The sequence below is a fragment of the Umezawaea sp. genome (genome assembly GCF_036375055.1).
Lineage (GTDB): Bacteria > Actinomycetota > Actinomycetes > Mycobacteriales > Pseudonocardiaceae > Umezawaea.
The window spans coordinates 38464-59656 of record NZ_DASUSQ010000023.1 but is presented as its reverse complement, the minus strand read 5'-3'; the positions used below and the strand labels follow the sequence as shown (position 1 = coordinate 59656).

Here is a 21193-nt window from a genome sequence, read left to right as displayed (position 1 = left end):
GGCCGATCAGGTGAATATCGGTTGCGCTCGGATCCCGCTCTCCACACTGTGAACATCAACAATGCGGCGAAAAAACGAGTCCCGTCCAAGGCTGTACCGCGTGCCCCCGGAGCATCGCGAACCGGTGCGGATCGGCTGGGACACTGCGGAGATGGCAGCTACGTCCAAGCTCGTGGTAGCCGCGTTGATCGTCCGCGAAGGGGACGTGCTGCTCGTGCGGCAGCAGGGACGAGACGATCCCACCCCGTACTGGGCGGTGCCCGGCGGAGTCGTCGAACAGGGCGAGTTCGCGCACGAGGCGTTGGCACGCGAGGTCGCGGAGGAGACCGGGCTGACGATCGCCGCCCCCTGGCGGTTGTCCTGCGTGGCCCAGTACGAGGTGGCGGCAGGTAGACGGGCCGACCTCTGGACGGCGCTGACCTTCACGACCACCGCTCCGCCCGGTGACCTGAAGCCCGCCGATCCGGACGGCGTGGTGCGGGAGGTCGCCTGGACGCCGATCCACGAAGCGGTCCGTCGGTTGTCCGCTGTCGAATTCGCGCCGATGCGCGAACCAACGATCCACCACCTGCTCCGTCCAACCGCTGAGCCCACCCTGTGGACCTGGCCGTCGGGTGTCGGGGAGCACCCGCTGGTGTTCCCCGGTGGGAAACAGCACATCGTCCGACCACACAACCAGAGCCGATGACGGAGAAGGCGATGAGCGCGGAAGATCGAGGTCGTTCCATCCGAGAAGATCACCGCGCGGGAGGACGTCGCGGCAGCGCACACCAGACAGGGGGCTCTCGCGGTACCCGTACCACCAGGGGCTCCCAGACGCGCAGGACGCCGGTCAACCTGGTCGAGGCAACCCAGCCCGCACCGCGTCGGTGCGGGCTTCCACGACAGAAGAGACGAAGACCGATGACGGACACCCGGTTCACCACTCACGCGGACCTCTTCGACCTGAGTGGGAAGTACGCACTCGTCACCGGCGGCACCAGGGGTATCGGGCTGATGGTGGCGCGCGGCCTGGTGCGGGCGGGCGCCCGCGTCGTGATCAGCTCACGCAAGGCGGACGCGTGCGCGGAGGCGCGACACCTGCTGTCCGAGTTCGGCGACGTCCGCGCGATCCCCGCCGACCTGTCCAAGCACGACGAGTGCCTGCGCCTGGCCGATCTCGTCACGGCCGACTCGGATCGCCTGGACATCCTCGTCAACAACGCGGGAGCGATGTGGCGCGAGCCGCTGGAGACGTTCCCGGACCAGGCCTGGGACGACGTGATCGACCTCAACCTCAAGTCGCCGTTCTGGCTGGCGCGGGCGCTGCTGCCCGCACTGCGCCGGGCAGGCACCGCCGACGATCCCGCGCGGATCATCAACATCGGCAGCATCGCCGCCGTCCACGTCGCCGCGTCCCCCAACTACTCCTACGCGGCAAGCAAAGCGGGGCTCCACCAACTCACCAGGGTGCTGGCCAGGGAACTGGGCCCCCAGCACGTCACGGTGAACGCGGTCGCCCCTGGGCCGTTCCCGTCGCAGATGATGGCCTCCACGCTCGACGCCATCGGCGACACGATCGCGGCGAAGGCCCCGCTGCGCCGGATCGGCCGCGACGACGACATGGCGGGCATCGCCGTGTTCCTCGCGAGCCGGGCCGGGGCCTACCTCACGGGCACCGTCATCCCGGTCGACGGCGGCATCGCCACGACCGCGTCGGGTACCTAGCCGTCGGGGTACCGGCAGAACCTCCCTCCGCCCGCGGGCAGGGCCTACGGTGACGGGGTGGCCACGACCGATCTGCGCACCGAGATCAAGGAGTTCCTCAGCTCGCGTCGCGCGCGCATCACGCCCGAGCGGGCCGGACTGCCCGCCTACGGCGGCCACCGCCGCGTCCAAGGCCTGCGTCGCGAGGAGGTGGCCCTCCTGGCGGGGGTGTCGGTCGACTACTACGTGCGCATGGAGCGCGGCGGCCTCGCAGGCGCCTCCGACGGGGTGCTCGACGCGCTGGCCTCCGCCCTGCGACTCGACGAGGCCGAGCGCGACCACCTGCTCCAGCTCGCACGGCGGTCCAGGACGCCCGGCGCTCCACGCCGCAGGCGACCGGCCGTGGCCGTGCGTCCGGCGCTGCGGCGGGTGCTCGACGCCATCACCGACGCGCCGGCGTGGATCTGCAACGGCCGGTACGACGTGCTGGCCATGAACCACCTCGCCCGCGCGCTGTTCTCACCGGTGCTGGCCGACGCACGACGGCCCGCGAACACCGCGCGGTTCGTGTACCTGGAACCCGAAGCGGCACGGGCGTTCTTCGTCGACCACGACCGGATCGTCCGCGACGTGGCCGCGAAGCTGCGCACGGAGGCAGGCCGCGATCCGCACGACGAGGAGCTGATCGCCCTGGTCGGTGAACTGTCGACACGCAGTGACCTGTTCCGGCGGCGGTGGGCGTCCCAGGACGTTCAGCTCCACCGGTCCGGACTCAAGCGCGTGCACCACCCGGTGGTGGGCAGGCTCGACCTGGACGTCGAGTCCATGGAGGTGCCCGCCGAACCCGGCCTGCTCCTGAACGTCTACACCGCGCCAGCCGGCACGGCGACCGCGGACGGTCTGGCCGTGCTGGCGTCGTGGGCGGCGGGCCGGGAGAAGACGGCGACCGGGGGTCAAGCGCCCAGCCGGTAGTCCAGCGCCTCCAGCGGCACCGGTGCCCCGCGGGGAAACGACCACCGACCTCGAACGAGCACGGGGTCATTCGGGCGAGGTCACGGGAACCCGCGAGGCCCCGAAGGGCGGCTCCCGCAACAACGCGGTCGCCCGTTCCCTGCTCGCGTGGTCGCCGCCGTAGACGGAGATCACCTGGAGGGCTCGCCGGGCGTCGGGGTTCCCGGCTTCGGCCGCGGCGATGACCTCGTGCTCGCGGGCGCTGTGCGGGCCGGGGTCGTAGTCGACGACGGTGATCGGGAGTCGGCGCCAGTAGTGCGAAAGAGGATCGCCCCGTCCGCCGCTCGGCCAGGTGCGGTAGACGTCGTCCCAGGTCCTGCCGTCGTCGAACTCCAGACTTCCGGGGCACACCGGGTCGCTCACCGGCTGGTAGCGGCAGTCCACCGAGATCCTCAGCCGAGGACCTTCGTTGGCGCTGCCGCTGTGCACCGTGAAGGCGGTGAAGACGATCACGTCACCGGGGTCCAGGCGTCCGGTGTGGACGGTGGAGGTGTCGGCATCGGCTTCCCAGCCGACCATCGAGTTGTTGCTGAGCCGCATCGGGAGCTGCCCCGCGCGGTGCGAGCCGGGCAGCACGGTCAGCGCACCGGTCCCCGGCTCGACCGGCACCAGCGGCGTCCAGACGGCGACCGTCCGCTCCGAGCCCTGGATACCGGGGTAGTCCTGGTGCCAGCCCGTCTCCGGGGGCGTGGTCGCGCACCGCGGGTGCACGACCCGCAGGACCTTGCGGGGGTGGACCAGGACCGGCTCGCCGAACAGGCCGGACAGCACGGCGAGGAGCGCGGGGCTGTGCATCAGGGCGTGGAGGTCGCGGTCGCGCCACATCCGGTCGTGCACGGCGACGTAGCCGGGATCCGGCCACCAGGCCGTCGCGCGCCGGTCCGCCAGCGGGAGTTCGGTGCCCGTCGACGGCAGGAGCCAGCCCGCACCGCGCGCCAGCGCGAGGATGCGGTCGCGCACCGCGGCGACGTCCGGCTCCGGCAGCAGACCGCGCAAGCAGAGGTACCCGTCCTCGGCGAGCCTGGAGGCCAGCGCGCGCGAATCGCCCACCAACGACGTGGAATCCGTGAACGGGACCAGTTCCACCGCAGCCTCCCCCGCGTGCGATGCAAGTCGTGGAGGCCGGACGGAGCAGTCGGTACCGGTATCACCGGCGGAATGTCGATCTGGGCCTCGGAACAATACTACCGAGCCGTGACGGGGGTGGTATAGGTAATCAGGTTCCGCTGACGGCCGCGAGTCGGGAATTGATCATTTGGGGGTGCTCGGCATGCCGGATCCCGGCACTGGAGCGGTGGGCGGGTCCTCCGGGGAGGCGGTGGGGGATTTAGCCGAGCTGCCCCCGATAGTGCACGGTCACGCGAGCACGTGGCACGACGGCGGGGTCGCGCTGCTGTCAGCGGAGGGCGAGATCGTCGCCCTCGCCTCGGAAAGGGTCGGCGGTCGCTACAAACACCACTGGAACTCGGGTCTGGCCTATCACCATCTCCGCGGTATCGACGGGTACGCCCGATCTTTCGGCGGCGAACACGACTACTACGTCGACAATTCCCTCGGACTGGAGCCCTGCGACCACCACCTGTTCCACGCCGCGAGCACGTTCTTCGGGTCGGGCTTCGACGAGGCCGCGGTACTGGTGCTGGACGGGCAGGGTGAGCTGGACGGGCACCTGGCGACCACGTCCATCTGGCACGGCGTCGGGCCGGACCTGCGGCTGGTGGAAGAGCTGAACCCGTCCTCCGGTCCGTTCGCCGCGGAGTCGATCGGCCACTTCTACACCGCCGTCGGGGCGCTCGCGGGCATGCGGGAGCTCTACGCCGAGGGCAAGACGATGGCGCTGGCGGCCTACGGTCGGCCGTCCCGACTGCTGGACCTCCTGCGGGAGTTCGCCGGGACCACGGCGGACGGCACGTACCGCGTCGCCCCCGGTTTCGTCCGGGCGGTGCTGGCCAACACCCTGGGCCGGGAGTTCTTCGGGTGGGAGTCCGCGACGCCCGAGGACCAGGCGCTGTGGGAGCGGTTCGTGGCGGCACGCGGTGGTCCGCCGGGGGACGCCCGGCGCGCGGTGACGCGGGCGGACGTGGACATCGCCTACGCCGGGCAGACGATCCTGGAGGAGATCGTGCTGGGCCTGGCCGAACGGGCTCGCCGCCTGACCGGGTGCACCCGGCTCTGCCTGGCGGGCGGTGTGGCGCTGAACTGCGTGGTGAACGGGCGCGTGGCCCGGCAGGCGGGGTTCGACCAGGTCTTCGTGGTGCCCGCGCCGGGAGACGACGGTCAGGCGATCGGCAAGGTGCTGCTGGAGGTCAAGCGGCGTCGGCTGCCGGTGGACACGACCATGCACACGGCCTACTACGGGCCGCGGTACCCGGCGGCGGCGGTCGACCAGGCGTTGGACGCGGCCCGGTCGCGGCTGCGTTCCTCGCGGCCGGGCCAGGACGCCCTGCTCGCCGAGGTCGTGAGCAGGCTTGAGCGCGGGGAGGTCATCGGCTGGTACCGGGGACGCTCGGAGCTCGGCCCGCGGGCGTTGGGGCACCGCAGCATCCTCGCGGATCCGCGACGGCCGCACATGCGCGACCACGTCAACTCGGTCGTCAAGGAGCGCGAGTGGTTCCGCCCGCTGGCCCCGGTGGTGGTCGAGGACCGCGCGGGCGAGTACTTCGAACTGGACCACCCCAGCCCGTTCATGACGTTCGCGGTCCCGGTCCGCCCCGCCAAACGGGCGGTCATCCCCGCCGTGACCCACGTCGACGGCACCGCTCGGGTCCAGACCGTGAGCCGGGAGCAGGACGAGGTCTGCCACCGGCTCCTGTGCCGCTTCGCCGACCGGACAGGGGTTCCGGTGCTGCTCAACACGTCCTTCAACCGGCGCGACGAACCGCTGGTCGAAACCCCGGCCGACGCGGTGGCGGCGTTCCTGGCGATGCCGTTGGACGCGCTCGTCCTGGAGGACCACCTCGTGACGAAGCCTCACCCCCCGGTTCGATGACGGGCCTCCGGCCTACCGTCGATCGGAATTCCGCGGGTGAGCGGTCCGGCCGACCACCGTGGCGGGTGCTGCTCGCGTACGTCGGTCCTTTTCGGACGGACCTGGTGCTCGGCGGGCTGCTGAGCACGGCCACCGCGGCGACCGGGCTCGCGCTGCCCCTGGTGGTGCGGGACCTGATCGCCGAGCTGGCGGCGAAGCGGGTCGTCACCGGCCTGCTGGTGCTCATGAGCGTGCTGGTCCTCGCCCACGCGGCGGTCGGCGCGGTCGGCGCGTACCTGCTGGAGCGGACGGCCGAGTCGGTGGTGCTGGTCGCCCGGAAGCGGTTGGTGTCGCGGCTGCTGCGGCTGCGGATCCCCGTCCTGGACGACACCGAGCCGGGCGACCTGATGTCACGGGTCAGCACCGACACCACGCTGCTGCGCGAGGTGAGCACCCGGTCCGTGGTCTACGGGATCACGGGGGTGCTGACGCTGCTGGCCACGACGACCATGATGGCGCTGCTCGACCCCGTGCTGCTCGCCGTGGTCCTGGTCGTGCTGTGCGTGGCCCAGGTGGTGCTCGGCGTGGTCGTGCCGCGCATCGCGCGCGCGGCGGAGCACACGCAGGAGTCCGTCGGCGCGATGAGCGCGGCGATGGAGCGCGCGCTGGGGAACCTGCGCACCATCAAGGCGTCCGGCGCCGAGGAGCGCGAGCGCGACCGGCTCCACGCCACGGCGGTGCGGGCGTGGCGGGGTGGGGTGCGGGCCGCCAAGTGGCACGCGGTGGCGGGCAGCACCGGCGGGCTGGCGCTCCAGCTGTCCTTCATCATGGTGCTCGCCTTCGGCGGTGGCCGCGTCGTCTCCGGCGCCATCGACGTCGGCACCCTGATCGCGTTCCTGCTCTACCTGTACTACCTGATGCCCCCGTTGCGGGAGCTGACGCACGTGGCCGGTCAGTACCAGGTCGCCGCGGCGGCCGTCACCCGCATCCGGGAGGTCGAGTCCCTTCCCGCCGAACCACACGCGCCGCCCGCCGAGCCAGCGCCCGCCGAGTCCTCACCGGCCGCGGTCACCTTCGAACAGGTGCGGTTCCGCTACCGGCCGGAGCTTCCCGAGGTGCACCGCGGCGTGACCTTCGACGTGGCGGCGGGCGGCATGACCGCCTTCGTCGGCCCCTCCGGCGCGGGCAAGACCACCGTGTTCTCCCTGCTCGAACGCTTCTACGAACCCGATTCCGGCCGGATCCTGCTCGACGGGACCGACCTGGCTGACCTGCCGCTCGCCGACCTGCGCGCCACGATCGGCTACGTCGAGCAGGAGGCCCCCGTGCTGGCGGGCACCCTGCGCGAGAACCTGCTCTTCGGCGCGCCGCACACCGGCGAGGCCGAACTCGCGGAGGTGCTGGCCACCACCAGGCTCGGGGCGATGGTGGCCCGCCTGCCCGATGGCCTGGACAGCGAGGTCGGACACCGCGGCACCAAGCTCTCCGGCGGCGAACGCCAGCGCGTGGCCATCGCCCGCGCCCTGCTGCGCGAGCCGCGGCTGCTGCTGCTCGACGAGGTCACCTCCCAGCTCGACGCGGTCAACGAAGCCGCGCTGCGGGACACCGTCGCCGAGGTCGCGGGCACGACCACCGTGCTCGTCGTCGCCCACCGGCTGTCCACGGTGACCATGGCCGACCGCATCATCGTGATGGACGCGGGCCGCGTCCACGCCATCGGCACCCACGCGCGGCTCGTCGCCACGGACCGCGTCTACGCCGAACTCGCCGCCACGCAGTTGATCGCCACCGCCTGACCGTCGCGCCCGCCGAGAACGCCGCCCGCCGAGGTGGTGCGGCAGCTCGCCGAGAAGACCGGCGAACCGGATTCGGCTGGTCCTCGTTGCCTGACCCGGCGCCGCACCGGTCCCGCGTCGTCGCGGGCAGGCTCAGCACCCGTCCCGGAAGGTGATCCGGATCGGCGTCGACTCGGTGTGCTTGCCGTCGGTAGCCCAGAGCTCCGAGTGGTACTCCCCCGCGGGCGCCGGTCCGATCGCCACACCGGCGAAGACGTTGATGATCGAGGAGCCGGGTGGGTTCACGTGCGAGCCGGGAGGGAGCACGGACGAGCCCTTGAAGACCGCGTTCGGCGGCAGGTTCGAGAGCCCGGTCGTGATCGTCCTGGACCACGTGCCCACCACGGATCCGATGAAGTAGGCACCCGGATGGCCGAAGTCCGGGTCCAAGCACACCCCCTGCCGGCCCTTCTCCATCCTCCACGTCGCGGCGGTCGCCGGAGCGGTGCCCGCCGCGACCAACGCCAGGCTGGCCGCGACCGTCGCCGCAGTCTTGAGTGCTCGCAAGGTTCCTCCTTCGCGCAGAAGAGTTGTGCAATCACCGAAGGCACTGTGGCAGCGCACGCCCCTCGACCGGAATCGACCATTCGACTCAGCGGACTGCGCGCCCGTCCGTCCACATCGGACCGGGCGGGGACGCGTCCCGTCCCCCCGGGGCGGGGCGACTTGACCGACCTGCGGTTTCGGGCGGACCGAAGCGCCGACGCCGGCAGCGGTCACCGGCTGTCCGGGCGGCCGTCGCCGCACGAGACAGACGTCTCGATTGGCCGTCCTCCAGCACCTCGGCCGGCTGGGCGACACCTGTCGTCGCGCCGGTGCGACCCGTCACCCCCGGCGGGCCGCCTGCGTGAGAGCCATGGCCGGTGATCGTCCCCGCCGAGGTCCTGGTCTCCTCACCCGGCCGCCGCTACCCGGCCTTTCCGGTCGCGGGGTCGCGAGAGGTGATCCGGCTCGTGCGACCGACCGCGCGGCCCACCGCGTTGCGCACCACGAGGCCTGGTCGGGTGCTGGGCACCACGAGCCTGGACAGCAGGCCGACGCGTCGCTGCCGCGGTCGCACCTCACGGCGGAGCCGCCACTCGTAGGCGGCGAAGGCGCGGGCGTGGTCGCCGTGGTGGGCGGCGAGTTCTTCCGCGAGGGCGTGCGCTCCCGCCACCGCCGTGCTGGACCCGTCGCCCAGCAGGGCCGTGGCCGCCGCCGCGTCCCCGAGCAGCACGACCCGTCCGCGGGACCACGAGGGCATCCGGACGGTCGTCAGCGGGTCGAAGAACGGGGCCGGGTGGTCGAGGTACGCCTCCACGAGTTCCGGCGCCCGCCACCGGACGCCGGCGTACGCCTCGGCCACGGTCCGCTTGTGGAGAGCGGTGTTCCCGCGGTCGTGGGGCGCGGGCCGTGCGGCCCGGAAGGTGAAGATCGCCAGCGGCGTGGTGCGCGAGGGGTGGACGACCAGCATCCGGTTCGGCACGGTCAGCACCGTCAGCTCGCTCGGGTCGTCGATGGCGTCGGGTCGCAGCGGGACGGTCGCGCCGTAGAGACCCAGGTCGCCCACGAACTGCCGTTCGGGCCCGAACACCAGACGCCGTACGGTGGAGTGCATCCCGTCGGCACCGACCACCAGGTCGAAACGCCGTGGCGCGGACCGCTGAAAGGTGACGTCGACCCCGCCCTCGTCCTGATCGAGCGCGGTGACCGTGTCGTCGAACACGAACTCGGCATCGCCCCGCGCCGACCGGTGCAGCACCTCGGACAGGTCGGCCCTGGTCACCTCGACCGTCGGCGCCCCTCCCGAGGAGGTGGGGAGTCGCAGGACCCGTTCGCCCGCCGGGTCCAGCAGGGTCAGCGACCGATTGCGGGTGGCGAGGTCGCGCAGCCGCGGAAGGACGCCCATGCGCTCGGCGACCGGTATCGCGGGCCCCTTCACGACGACCGCGCTGCCCCCGGAGCGCAGCTGCCGGGCACGCTCGACGACGGTCGGCCGGTATCCGTTCCGGGCGAGCCAGTGCGCGAGCGCGGGCCCGGCGATTCCGGCACCGACGATCAGCACCTCGGGCTTCGTCATGACAAGACCTCTCGGAACGTCGACGACCGCGGTTCCGGCCACCTAGGTACGATCGATTTCGTACCCGAGTAGAGCACGCCCCTGAGGTACGATGCAAGACGTACCTGAGGGAGGTGTCCGTGGCCGGAACGAACCTGGTCGGCCCAGAGGTCGACGCGCTCGAACTGGGCGTGGTGCTCCGCGCCCTCGCCGACGAGCACCGCCGTTCGGTGATGACGGAGTTGGCCGCCGACCACACCGACGGTGAACGGGGCTGCAACTCGTTCGCCCTCCCGATCTCCAAGCAGACCCAGACCCACCACTTCCGGGTCCTGCGCCGAGCAGGGCTCATCACCGAGATCGACTACGGCAACCGCAAGGGCATTCGCCTGCGGCGCACGGACGTCGAGAGCAGGTTTCCCGGACTGCTCGCGCTCCTGGAAGCCGAACACCAGGACGACACCGCTCCTCGCTGAACAGCACCCCTCGTCCCGCGGCAGGGGCAGCGATCACGACGCTCGGAGTGCGGCTCGCCGGGGACGACCGGTCGGGCGGCATCCCCCGCGAGTGCCACCACACCGCCTGATCAGCACGGACGACAGGCGGGCACAGGGCTCATCGGGCACCGCCCGGAGCGCCGAGGAGGCCGCGTGCGGCCAGGTTCCGCATGAGCGCCCTGACGCCGGACGTCCAGGGCGCGGCGTCCTCGCTCTTGACCACCGTGTTCGCCAGCAGACCGAGGTGGGGGGACTCGATGGCGACGATGTCGCCGTCGTGGTGGGTGAAGCCCATGCCCTGCTCCCCCCGGTCCATCGCCGGGGCGAACGAGGTCCCGGTGAACAGCACGAACCCGTCGGGGTACTGGTGGTGGCGCCCGCAGGTACCCGCCAGCAGTTCGGGAAGCGGGCGGCTGATGTCCGCGAGGCGTCCCACGTGCTCGGCCTCGAACCCGTCCTCACCGGTGACGCGCGTCGTGATGGTCGTCCTCGCGACGTCCGCGAGGCCGAAACCCCCGTCGAACAGGCGGATGAACGGACCGATCGCGCAGGAGGCGTTGTTGTCCTTCGCCTTGCCCAGCAGCAGCGCGCTGCGCCCCTCGTAGTCGCGCAGGTTCACGTCGTTCCCGAGGGTCGCGCCGACCGCGTTGCCGTCCGGGTCCGCGACGAGGACCAGTTCGGGCTCGGGGTTGTTCCAGGAGGATCCCGACAGCACGCCGACGTCCGCGCCGACCCCCACCGCCGACAGGACGGGGGCCTTGGTGAAGATCTCCGGATCGGGTCCGATGCCGACTTCGAGGTACTGCGACCACAGGCCCTGCTCGACCAGCGCCCGCTTGACCTCCGCGGCTTCGGGGCTGCCGGGCGTGACGGTGAGGGCCGTGCCCACGATGGCGTGCAGGGACGCGCGGATGCCGTCCGCCCGCGCGGCGTCCCCCGCGACCCGTTCCTCGATGACCCGCTCGATCATGCTGCTGGCGAAGGTCACCCCCGCCGCCTTGATCACCTGGAGGTCGCAGGGAGCGAGCAGGTGCGCACTCCCCCGGCCACCGGACATGGTCGAGCGGACGACGTCGCGGAGGTTCCAGGTCCGCCCCTCCGCTCGGCGGGCGACGTCCAGGACGTCCGACCGGGCCAGGAGATCGGCGGAGGTCGGCCCGTGCGGGGTGATGTCGACGAGTTCGTCGCCACGCCTGACGACCAGGCACGGCCCGTCGGCACCGGGGTCGAAGACCCTTCCGACGAGCACCGCGGCCGGATCGGCGAGAACCACCCGGTCCGCCAACTGGATGAGGGTCACTGGTGCTCCAAAGTCCGATCATCTGATGACAACGACGGGGACAGGATCCAGGAGTTCGTCGACACGCCACCGGCCAGTCCTCGGTGGGCTGATCACCGAGTGCGTCGGGAGGGCGGGCTTGGGGTCACTTCTCCTCCGGTGGCGATCCGCAGAGCTGTGGCGAGCCAGCGCAGTTCTCCCGTGGCGTCCGGAGCACCGTACCGCCCCCGCACGCGACTGACGAGCCCCCGGTACCGTTCCGCGCCCGCGTCGATCCCCGCTTCCAGGGACGCCAGTACCGCGTTCGGATCGGCGTCGCCGAACACGGTGGAGATCAGCTCCGCCGCGGACGGGTCGTCGGGGTCGACGCCCTCCTTCCTGGCCTGCGCGACGGTGTTCACCACCTGCCGCGCCCACCAGATGGTCGCGCCGGGCGGTGCCTGCTGTCCGGGGGCGGGTGTGTTGAGTTCCAGAAACCTTCCCAGTCGAACGCGGAAACCCCGGTCCTGCACGAGTTCCGCCAGTTCGATCCAGGCGTCCACCTGGTCGGGTGTGGGGTCCTCCGGCAGATCGACGCTGAGTTCACGTGCCCGTTCGCGCAGCTCCGGGGCGATGTCGAGGCGGCCGAACACGTCCGCCTTGAACTCGTCGACGATCTGCGCCCGCTCGGCGGCGGAAAGCCGTGCCAACCGGTTCATCAGTGCTGTCTCCTCAGGGGTGGATCGACGTTTCGACACGGTGGACAAGACGGCCCGGCTCACCTTCAGGGCACGGATCCGCGTGTCGATCGCGGCCACGTGCGCCGCGGCGACGTCGGCGACCGTTGCCCTGTTGTCGAGCACCCGGTGCACGTCGTCGAGCCCGAGTCCCAACTCCCGCAGCGTGCGGATGAGTTCGACGCGGGCCACGCACGCGGCGTCGTAGAGCCGGTAACCGCCCGCCGTGCGGCCCGCCGACGGGATGATCCCCTCGTTCGACCAGAAGCGCAGGGTGCGCGCCGAGATCCCCGTACGACGTGCGAGCCGACCGATGGTGAGCAGGTCCGTGCGTTCATCCACGGGGGAATCCTCAACGTTGCAGCCGCTGTGAAGTCAACTGCTTTGCCGCTCCGGCTCGAACCGGTGCCCCGAGTCGGTCTCCCGCGGCGCTTCGGCGTGGTCGAACCCCTGCGTGGAGCGCGCACACCGGAACCCTGACCAGCGCGCCGCGCCGAACCAACCCCCGCTCGCAGTCGACCTGGGCCGATCGCGCGGTGCTCGCCGCGGTGGTGCGACGCCTGCCCGCGTTCCACGTACCGGTGAGGTGGCCTCGCTGGGGTGGCGTCGGGAAGTCCTCAATCGCGGGCGACTTCCAGCAGACCCGTCGCGTGTTCGGTCCGCTGGTACAACACGTAGCGCCCGGCCCTGACCTTGGTGACGAGACGGGCGTGGTGCAGTGCGCTGAGGTGGTAGGAGACGGTGCCAGGGGCGTAGCCGGTCCGGGCGGCGAGCTCCGCGGTGGACCTGGCGGTGTCGAGGTCTGCCAGCAGGGCCGCTCGGGCGTTGCCGACAACGTGCGCGATGCTCCCGGACCCGCGGTCCTGGCCGGCTCCGACCCGTTGGGCGGGGTAGTAGAGGACGAACTGCCCTGGTGTGTCGACCTGGATGATGACGTCGGGCCAGTTGAGCACGCTGGGAGCGAGGACCAGGTCCCGGCCGGTGACGTCGATTTCGCCGGTGAACGGCGTGCAGAGGTTGATGGCGTCGCCCGTCCACTCGATGTCGGGGTGGAGCGTTCCGAGAGCCCGGCCGAGGCCGCGGGTGGCCATGGCCGTCGCTCGGTGGGCGATGTCCTGGTCGATGATCGCGCGCAACGCGGGCCAGCCGTCGGAGAGGGTGTCCCGCCAGAACCGGGCGACACCGTTGGCGAGACGCCGCTGCATCCGCCCGGACTCCGCGATCCGGCGGGTCGTGGCCCGCAGCGGCCTGTTCCAGTGAGTCCTGGTGTGGGTGAACACCTGGGTTTCGAGTTCGCCCTGCGCTACTGCCTCGATCTGCGCGATCTGCTCCTCGATCAGCTCACGGCGCCGCGAGGCCGAACCCGGCTGCGGGGTGAGCAGATCGGGGATGTAGGTGTCGCCGTTGCGCGGCAGCAGGTCCGCGAGCAGGGCGACGTCCGGGTGAGTGAGCGACGCGCGGGCGAGCGGTCCGGGATCACCGAACACCGGGTGCCGGCCCGACGCGGCGGCGAGCTTCAGCCATGCCATGGCTTCCGACGCCGGGGAGGGCGACAACCGGGTCCTGGAGACCGTGTCGGCGTCTACGCGCAGCGTCAGCACCTCGCCCAGGGTAGCAGTCGGACCATGGATTCGAACTGGTTCGAATGCTTTCACCACAAGGCTGGTACGGGGTTGAGTTGCCTCCTGGCGAACAACGGCGGCGACGCTCATGAGGGGTCGTCTTCGAACGTCGGCGGTACGAGGGCTCACCCGTTGCCCGGAGAAGCTGGGAGTGGTTGCCGTGGCGGGGCCGAAGGGCACCCGACACCGAATCACCAGGATTTATCAACAGTGCACAGCAGAGTGGTCTGAAAGGAAAAGGGCGGTAAACGCTTTCCAGGGTCGGCGACCGGCTGTCTTCGCCCACGGCCTGCGAACGACACGAATCAGCACCATGGCAGAACGGATCTTTCCAATGCGTACATCTCAGGTCACGAGAATCGGCATGGCGACGGGCATCGCCATCGCCGTCGCCGCAACCACGCTGGCGCCGTTGGCGCAGGCCACTGGGGCGACCGCGCAGATCGTCGCGGCGCCCGCGCTCGAACTGCCGTTCCTCTGCCAGACCTCCTGGGTCGGGAACTCCAAGGGCAGCAGCGCGCACGTCAGCTATGAGATCGACTTCAACAAGAGCGGTACCTCGGGGAACGAGGACCTCGGCGAGCCCATCCACGCGGCGGCTGCCGGGACCGTCGTCCGGGAGGGCGGTGAGTCATCGGATTACGGGAACTTCCTGGAGATCGACCACGGTGGCGGCTACTCGACGTTGTACGCCCACCTCAACAGCAAGAGCGCGCACGACGGCGACGTGGTGCGCCTGGGAGAGGAGATCGGCACGCTCGGCAACACCGACGGCAACAGCTCCGGGATCACCGCCCACCTGCACTTCGAGTACCGCTACAACGGCACCATCAAGCCCGCTTCCTTCCACGGCGATCCGTTCGACTACACCACGGGCGTCGAAACCCACGTCAGCCAGAACTGCGCCTCTTCGGCGAACCGCCCGAGCAGGAGCGTCAATGGGGACAGGTTCGATGACGCGATCGGTGTCGACCCTGCTGGGGTCGCGTGGTTCTACCGAGGTAAAAGCGGTGGTGGTTTCACCGCGGCCCTGCGCCACGGTCCTGGTTGGGGTGGTTTCTCCCGGATCGCGGTCAACGATTCCGACGCTGACGGCAGGGCGGATCTGTGGGCTGTCAGCGGTGACACGCTCTACTACTGGCACAACCGCCCCGATGGCACGTTCGCCGCGTCACAGGATGTGGGCCCCGGCTGGTCGGCCATGGAATGGATCTCGCTCGCCGACGTCAACGGCGACGACAAAACCGACATCCTCGCCAGGGACGGCGGAAACATGTACCTCCACCCGGGCCGAGGCGCTGGCGCGTTCAGCTCCCGAACACTGGTCAGCGAGGGCTGGGCGAGTCTTCTCAGGCACACCGCGGCCGATGCCGACGGCGATGGCGACGGCGACATCTGGGCCACCAACAGCTTGGGAGAGCTCTACTTCTGGAAGCGCGACGGTGGTACCTACGCCACCGCGGTGAAGGTCGGAACGGGCTGGAACGAGTTCCGTCAGATGGTCTCGATGGACATCAACGGTGACGGCAAAGCAGACCTCGTGGGTGTCCGCACGTCGGACAACACGCTGTGGCAGTGGCTCGGCACCGGCTCAGGCACGTTCGACCGGTCCACCCAGATCGGTAGCGGCTGGGCCGGCTTCAACCTCGCCGTGAACTAGAGGATCGAGGGCTGGGCCGGGCGCCTGCCGCGCGCGGCCCAGCCGGTCGAAGGAACCACGTCCGTACCCGGTTCGTCCCGCCACCCACGATCCGCGTGATCACTGGTTCGGAGGCCCGCCATGCACCGACCGGCAACCGCCTGCACGATGCCCACCGCGGCAGACGACCACGGGTTCGTCCCGTGAGCGCGCGGATGACGACCACACGCCGGCGACTGCTCACGGCGGGCGTCGTCGCGGTCGGCTCCACCTTCCTGAGCCCAGGACGGGCGCTCGCCGACGGGTACGGCTCGGGCGCGTCGGGGCAGTGGGAGACGCTGTCCAAGGCGATCTCCACCTTGACCCAGATCAGGCCGGTTCTCGACACCGACGGGTTGTTCATGTTCGGGGACAGCATCGCCGTCCAGGACGGCAGCTCCCTGGCCAAGCGGCTCCACAGCCGGACCGGAGACGTCATCGCCGTGCACAACTGGTCCGGTCGCCCGACGGCTCCGGCCGTCGACGCACTGGCGCAGTGGGCTCACACCTACGGGCTGCCGAACCGAATCCTGATGGCCACCGGGTCGAACGACATCTTCACCCCGCCGGTGTTCGCCGCGCAGGTCGATCGCACGATGAGCATCGCGGGCCCCGGTCGAAAGGTGTACTGGGTGAACACCCAGGTTCACCGGACCAGCCAGTCGACCGACGTCCAGTTGGCCGACCAGCGCAACAGCGCCTGGATCAATCTCCAACTGGCCGACGCCCAACGCCGACACCCGAACCTGGTCGTGATCCGCTGGGCCGAGTTCCTCGCCGCGAAGCCGACCCGTCTCACGGCGTACCTCCGCGACGGCGTCCACACCACCGCACCACTGGGCCAAGACGCTCGGAACGAACTCATCGTCCAGGCCATCGAGGCGGCCTGAAGCGGGCGTCCGAGTGTTGCGGGTCATGACGTCGGTGTCGGCTGAGGACCTGGTGGAGGGCGGGAGGGGGTCGACGTGGAGCGGGTTGCCGACGATCCCATCCGTGCGGGTGACGCCACGCGAAGCCCGCGGGCTCGTGGACGCGACCGACCGCGGCGCGGGTCGCCCTGGCGGCGAAGGTCCTCGTGATGGACCTCGACGACGCGGGCGACTCCGCGCGTTTCCCGATCCGCGACCGCGACGGGAGGTTCCCCGCCCCGTTCGACACCATCCTCGCCGACGCGGACGTCCCGCCGGCGGCGACGATCCACCACCCCGGACAAGGCGGCGAACCAGAACCGGTCAGCGGGCTCGTAGCGGACCGGACCCGCCAGCTGCCGTCGACGTACCGCGTTCTCGTGCCGCAGCACGAACAACTCGCCATCCTTGGCCGTCTCGCTGCGCAGCACCGCCGACGGGACGCACTTCCGAGCGGTAGGAGCACGGCCCGCGGGCACCACAGCGGCGACGCTCTAATGCTCGCCTCAGGTTGGTCGGGGACGATGACCGGCAAAAGCATCGACCGGAGGAGGCGGGCAGGCGTGCGGATCATGATCGCGGATGACGAGGCGGCCATCCGCGAGTCGCTGGAGCGGGTGCTCCAGGTCGAGGGTTACGACACCAGCACCGTCGCCAACGGTCTCGCCGTGCTCGACAAGCTCGGTGACGACGCGCCGGATCTGCTGATCCTCGACGTGATGATGCCCCGCCTCGGCGGGTTGGAGACCTGCCGGCGGTTGCGGGCGGCGGGTCGGGACCTGCCGGTGCTGATGCTGACCGCCCGTGATCAGGTCTCCGACCGGGTGGCGGGGCTGGACGCGGGCGCCGACGACTACCTGCCCAAGCCGTTCGCCATCGAAGAGTTGCTGGCCAGGGTCCGGGCCCTGCTGCGCCGCCGCGCACCGGGCGACGACGAGTCGCAGGTCCTGACGTTCGCCGACGTCCGGGTCGATCCCGACAGGTTCGAGGCGTGGCGGGGCGGGCGGCCGCTCCGCCTGACCAGGACCGAGTTCTCCCTGCTGGAGGTCCTCGTGAGCAACGCGACCCGCGTGTTGACCAGGGGCGCGCTGTTCGAGGCGATCTGGGGCTTCGACATGAGCGTCACCGCCAACAACCTCCAGGTGTACGTGAGTTACCTGCGCCGCAAGATGGAGGCCGGGGGTGAGCCGAGGTTGATCTACACGCTGCGCGGCCTGGGGTACACGTTGCGGGAGACTCCTCCGTGAGCAGGCCCGCAGGCCGGGGCCCGCGCGGGCTGACCCGTTGGTGGCGCAGGCGGTCCCTGCGGAGCAGGCTGACGGTGATCGCGGCGACGGCCATCGCGGTCAGCGTGTTCATGGCCTTCCAGGTGGCCAGCGAGCTGCTGGACTGGGAGTTGCGGAACAGCGCGGAGGATCAGCTGCGCGCCGACTCCCGCGTCCTGGCGACGAACGCGGAGCGCGCGGGTCTGGCGCAGGTCCAGCTACCGCCGTATCCCGGATCCGGTCGGCTGGTGCGGGTCATCCTGGCCGACGGCTCGATCCGGACGCCGGACGGCCAACCGGCGCTGCCCCCGGTCAGCGAGCCCGCCGGGCGCGTGGCGCAGGGCGCGTCGGCCGACCTGGTGGAGGCGGACGACAGCGACGACGACGGCTACCTCATCTACACGCTGCGGGCGACCGGCGGCGCGATCCAGGTGGCCCGCGCCGCCGACGACAGCCCGATCAACCAGTTCGGGTTCGGCATGCTGCTGATCGGGCTGCTCTGCGCGGTCAGCGGCGGACTTGTCGGGCGGGCCGTGGCGCGGACCGGGCTGGCACCGATCGACCGGCTGACCGCCGCCGCGGTCCGCGTCGCGCACACCAGGGATCTCGACGCCGACATCCCGGACGAGGGCGGTGGGGAGATCCGGCGGCTGATCCAGTCGATCAACGACATGCTCGCCGCGCTCCGGGACTCCCGGCGGGCTCAGCGGCTGCTCGCCGAGGACGCCGCCCACGAGCTCAAGACCCCGCTCACCAGCCTGCGCCTCAACATCGAACTGCTGATCCGGCTCGATCGGCGCGGCGCCCTGGACAGCGCCCTGCCTGCGGAGAGCCGGACCCGGCTGCTCAACGACCTCGGCGCCCAGGTGGCCGAGTTGAGCACCCTCGCGGCGGAGCTGACCGACTTGGCGCGCGGTGACGTCAGCGACGAGAGCACCGAACTGCTCGACTTCGCCGACGTGGTGGTGGCCGCCGCGACCCAGGTGCGTTCCCGCGTTCCCGACATCGAGATCGCGCTCGACGTGACCCCCGTGCGGGTGAGCGGGCGGCCCGCCGCGCTCCAGCGGGCGGTGCTCAACCTCATCGACAACGCGGGCAAGTGGTCCCCCGCGGACCAGCCGGTGCAGGTCCGGCTCCGCGCCCAGGGCGCGTCGGCGGTGCTCGAGGTCGACGACGCCGGGCCGGGCATCGACGCCGCCGACGTACCGCGGGTGTTCGACCGGTTCTACCGCGCCGACAGCGCCCGTGCGTTGCCGGGATCCGGTCTGGGGCTGTCGATCGTGCAGCGGGTCGTCGACGCCCACGGCGGCCGGGTCACCGTCGCCCGCTCCCCACGCGGTGGCGCACTGCTCCGGGTCGACCTTCCGACCGCCCCGATCGCGCAGCGCGCCGCAGGACCGCAGGGCCTGTGAAAAAGATCCGGGACGGGCCTGGGGCCCGTCCCGGATCTCGTTCGTGCCGCCGCGCTCACCGTTGCAGCGCGGGCTCCTCATCGTCCACGAGCGGCCGTCGACCGTCCGGCAGCTCCACCGGCCGGGACAGCCTGCTCGGCCACCACATCCGCCTGCCGATCAGCAGGGTGAGGGCGGGCACCAGGACCGACCGCACCAGCAGCGCGTCGAGCAGCACGCCGAAGGCGACCAGGAACCCGACCTCGATCAGCATCACCAGCGGGAGCGTGGCGAGGACCGCGAACGTGGCCGCCAGGACCAGGCCCGCCGAGGTGATGACGCCACCGGTGGCGGAGAGGGCTTTGAGCATGCCCTCCCTGGTGCCCAGGCGCACGGCCTCCTCCCTGGCCCGGCTGGCCAGGAAGATGTTGTAGTCGACGCCGAGCGCCACCAGGAACAGGAACGCCAGCAGTGGCACCGAGTAGTCGACGCCCTTGAACCCGAGGATCGTGTCGAAGACGAACACGCTGCCGCCGAAGGCCGCCGCGAACGAGACGACCACGGTGGCCATCAGGACCAGCGGGGCCACGACCGCTCGGAGCAGCAGCCCGAGGACGAGCAGGACGACGGCCAGCACCAACGGGATCACCAGCTTCTCGTCGCGGCTGGTGGTCACCTCGGTGTCGAGGTTCTCCGCGCTCGGCCCGCCGACGATCGCCTCCGCCCCGCTCACCGCGTGCACGGCGGTGCGCACCCGCTTGATCGTGTCGTACTCCGCGTCGGTGTCCGGCGCGTCCGTCGGGAACACGGAGATGTCGGCCCAGCCACCGCTGGTCTGCCCTGGCACGGCCATCGCCACACCGGGAGTGCCCTTGACGACGTCGAGCACCCGGTCCTGGTGCGCCGGTCGCGTGAAGACCGTCATCGGCTGGCCGCCGAGCTCCGGGAAGTGCTGGCGGAGAACGGTGAAGCCGGTGACCGACTCCGGCGCGGACACGAACTGGTCCTGCTCCCGCAGAGCGCTGGTGTTGCCCGTCAGCCCGATGGCGAGCACGCCCAGGACCGCGAGCGAGCTGAGCGTCGCCACCCACCGACGGCGGCTGATGGCGGCGCCGAGCCGCACCCACAGTCCCGGCTTCTCCTGCACGGCCGTGCCGAGCCGCGGGATGGCAGGCCAGAAGATCCGCCTGCCGAGCACCACCAGCAGCGCCGGGAACAGCGTCAGCATGGCCACCAGGGCGCACAGGATTCCAGCAGCACCGACCGGGCCCAACCCACTGGTGCTGTTCAGGTCCGCGACGAGCAGGCAGAGCAGGCCTGCGATCACGGTGGCCGCGGACGCGACGATGGCGGGCGCCGCGCCGCGCAGGGCGTGGACCATCGCGACCCGGACGTTCTCGTGGTGGTGCAGTGCTTCCCGGTACCGGGCGATGAGCAACAGCGCGTAGTCCGTGCCGACGCCGAACACCAGGATCGTCAGCAGCGCCGAGTTCTGGTCGTTGATCACGATGCCGAAACCCTTGACGAGCAGGTAGACGGTCGCCATCGAGGTCAGTGCGGCCGCGCCCACGGCCACGAGCGGGATGAGCCACAACACCGGGCTGCGGTAGGTGAGGATCAGCAGGAGCGTGACGACGAGGACGGTGGTGAGGAGGACCTGGAGGTCGATGCCGTCGAAGACGGCGTCCATGTCACCGTCGATCGCGGCCGGGCCGGTCACGTCGAGTTCCAGGCCGGCGGGGCGGTCCTCCGCGGCGTCGCGCAGCGGGCCGACGATGGCCTCCGGGGCGCCGTAGGCCGTGCTCACGTCGAGGGTGAACATCATGGCCTTGCGGTCGGTGGAGGGTGTCGTCCGTGGACCCTCGTCGTCCTCGCCCGCCGGGGCCGCCACCTTCGGCGGGTACCGCTTGGCCAAGGTGTCGTAGTGGCGCTCGACCGTCGCGCGGTCGGCGTCGGTCATCTCGCCTGCGCGGTGGTACACGAAGACGAACGTGTTGTCCTCCCCGCCGGGGAGACTGTCCTCCAGCACCGCGACCTTGGTGGACTCGGCGTTGGCAGGCAGGGTGTCCACGGCGCTGTCGGTGGTGACCGAACTCAAATTCCCGCTCAGCGGCACCATGATCACCGACAGCGCGACCCACAAGCCGATCACCAACCACGGCACCCACCGGCCTGCCAACCGACCGGCCGGCGCTTTCCCGGGCGGCGCTGCGTTGACTGCCATCACTAGCCTCCTACACAAGGGTTACATCGCTTGTCCGACGCCGACTTCCTACCGAGCGAATCTGAGAGGACCGTT

The 21193-nt window shown here is 71.0% G+C and carries 17 protein-coding genes; 10 read left to right on the top strand and 7 right to left on the bottom strand.

Translation table 11 applies throughout. From position 1 onward, the window contains the following. Nucleotides 1-124 precede the first annotated feature (124 nt). From VFZ92_RS07805 to VFZ92_RS07795, 3 genes are all read left to right on the top strand, one after another. On the top strand, nucleotides 125-688 hold the full coding sequence (locus VFZ92_RS07805; RefSeq protein WP_330875123.1) for an NUDIX hydrolase: 564 nt from the start codon (nucleotides 125-127) through the stop codon (nucleotides 686-688). A 215-nt stretch (nucleotides 689-903) separates the two neighbouring features. After that, nucleotides 904-1707: an SDR family oxidoreductase gene (locus VFZ92_RS07800; RefSeq protein ID WP_330875122.1), complete on the top strand. Its 804-nt coding sequence runs from the start codon at nucleotides 904-906 to the stop codon at nucleotides 1705-1707. 57 nt (nucleotides 1708-1764) lie between these two features. Beyond that, nucleotides 1765-2658, top strand: coding sequence for a helix-turn-helix transcriptional regulator (locus VFZ92_RS07795; protein WP_330875121.1), 894 nt, complete (start codon nucleotides 1765-1767; stop codon nucleotides 2656-2658). 66 nt (nucleotides 2659-2724) lie between these two features. Here the strand turns inward: VFZ92_RS07795 and VFZ92_RS07790 are convergent, their stop codons facing one another. Further along, the gene (locus VFZ92_RS07790) at nucleotides 2725-3783 is read right to left on the bottom strand and encodes a phytanoyl-CoA dioxygenase family protein (RefSeq protein ID WP_330875120.1); all 1059 of its coding nucleotides are present in this window, start codon (nucleotides 3781-3783) and stop codon (nucleotides 2725-2727) included. Nucleotides 3784-4015: 232 nt separating this feature from the next. Here VFZ92_RS07790 and VFZ92_RS07785 point away from each other — a divergent pair, with 232 nt between their 5' ends. After that, nucleotides 4016-5686 (top strand): carbamoyltransferase family protein, encoded by a 1671-nt coding sequence (locus VFZ92_RS07785; RefSeq protein ID WP_330875119.1) that lies wholly within the window; start codon nucleotides 4016-4018, stop codon nucleotides 5684-5686. 65 nt (nucleotides 5687-5751) lie between these two features. Beyond that, a complete protein-coding gene (locus VFZ92_RS07780; protein ID WP_330875118.1) occupies nucleotides 5752-7461 on the top strand; it encodes an ABC transporter ATP-binding protein in 1710 nt (569 codons plus the stop codon). Nucleotides 7462-7593: 132 nt separating this feature from the next. Here the strand turns inward: VFZ92_RS07780 and VFZ92_RS07775 are convergent, their stop codons facing one another. Together VFZ92_RS07775 and VFZ92_RS07770 are read right to left on the bottom strand one after the other, a co-directional pair. Next, nucleotides 7594-8007, bottom strand: a complete 414-nt coding sequence (locus VFZ92_RS07775; protein ID WP_330875117.1) for a DUF5980 family protein — start codon at nucleotides 8005-8007, stop codon at nucleotides 7594-7596. A 400-nt stretch (nucleotides 8008-8407) separates the two neighbouring features. Further along, nucleotides 8408-9559 carry an FAD-dependent monooxygenase gene (locus VFZ92_RS07770; RefSeq protein ID WP_330875116.1) on the bottom strand — a complete coding sequence of 384 codons (1152 nt, stop codon included), beginning with the start codon at nucleotides 9557-9559 and terminating at the stop codon, nucleotides 8408-8410. A gap of 119 nt (nucleotides 9560-9678) precedes the next feature. Between VFZ92_RS07770 and VFZ92_RS07765 the strand changes: the two genes are divergently transcribed. Next, entirely contained in the window at nucleotides 9679-10014 is a 336-nt protein-coding gene (locus VFZ92_RS07765; RefSeq protein WP_330875115.1) for an ArsR family transcriptional regulator, read from the top strand. Between the two features lie 139 nt (nucleotides 10015-10153). On the opposite strand, the gene VFZ92_RS07760 is transcribed toward VFZ92_RS07765, so the two are convergent. The 3 genes from VFZ92_RS07760 to VFZ92_RS07750 form a co-directional block, all read right to left on the bottom strand. Beyond that, nucleotides 10154-11335: a fumarylacetoacetate hydrolase family protein gene (locus tag VFZ92_RS07760; RefSeq protein ID WP_330875114.1), complete on the bottom strand. Its 1182-nt coding sequence runs from the start codon at nucleotides 11333-11335 to the stop codon at nucleotides 10154-10156. Nucleotides 11336-11427: 92 nt separating this feature from the next. Next, on the bottom strand, nucleotides 11428-12372 hold the full coding sequence (locus tag VFZ92_RS07755; protein WP_330875113.1) for a MerR family transcriptional regulator: 945 nt from the start codon (nucleotides 12370-12372) through the stop codon (nucleotides 11428-11430). A 275-nt stretch (nucleotides 12373-12647) separates the two neighbouring features. Beyond that, nucleotides 12648-13742 (bottom strand): helix-turn-helix domain-containing protein, encoded by a 1095-nt coding sequence (locus VFZ92_RS07750; protein WP_330875112.1) that lies wholly within the window; start codon nucleotides 13740-13742, stop codon nucleotides 12648-12650. Between the two features lie 274 nt (nucleotides 13743-14016). On the opposite strand from VFZ92_RS07750, the gene VFZ92_RS07745 reads away from it, so the two are divergent. The 4 genes from VFZ92_RS07745 (at nucleotide 14017) to VFZ92_RS07730 (ending at nucleotide 18915) form a co-directional block, all read left to right on the top strand. After that, nucleotides 14017-15312 (top strand): VCBS repeat domain-containing M23 family metallopeptidase, encoded by a 1296-nt coding sequence (locus VFZ92_RS07745; RefSeq protein ID WP_330875111.1) that lies wholly within the window; start codon nucleotides 14017-14019, stop codon nucleotides 15310-15312. 194 nt (nucleotides 15313-15506) lie between these two features. Then, nucleotides 15507-16220: a hypothetical protein gene (locus VFZ92_RS07740; protein ID WP_330875110.1), complete on the top strand. Its 714-nt coding sequence runs from the start codon at nucleotides 15507-15509 to the stop codon at nucleotides 16218-16220. A gap of 581 nt (nucleotides 16221-16801) precedes the next feature. Further along, nucleotides 16802-17485 (top strand): response regulator transcription factor, encoded by a 684-nt coding sequence (locus VFZ92_RS07735; RefSeq protein WP_330875136.1) that lies wholly within the window; start codon nucleotides 16802-16804, stop codon nucleotides 17483-17485. Further along, complete coding sequence (locus VFZ92_RS07730; RefSeq protein ID WP_330875109.1) at nucleotides 17482-18915, top strand: HAMP domain-containing sensor histidine kinase; 1434 nt, start codon at nucleotides 17482-17484, stop codon at nucleotides 18913-18915. Before VFZ92_RS07735 ends, VFZ92_RS07730 begins: the two co-directional genes overlap by 4 nt. Before the next feature lie 55 nt (nucleotides 18916-18970). On the opposite strand, the gene VFZ92_RS07725 is transcribed toward VFZ92_RS07730, so the two are convergent. Next, nucleotides 18971-21046 carry an MMPL family transporter gene (locus VFZ92_RS07725; RefSeq protein ID WP_330875108.1) on the bottom strand — a complete coding sequence of 692 codons (2076 nt, stop codon included), beginning with the start codon at nucleotides 21044-21046 and terminating at the stop codon, nucleotides 18971-18973. Nucleotides 21047-21193: the final 147 nt, after the last annotated feature.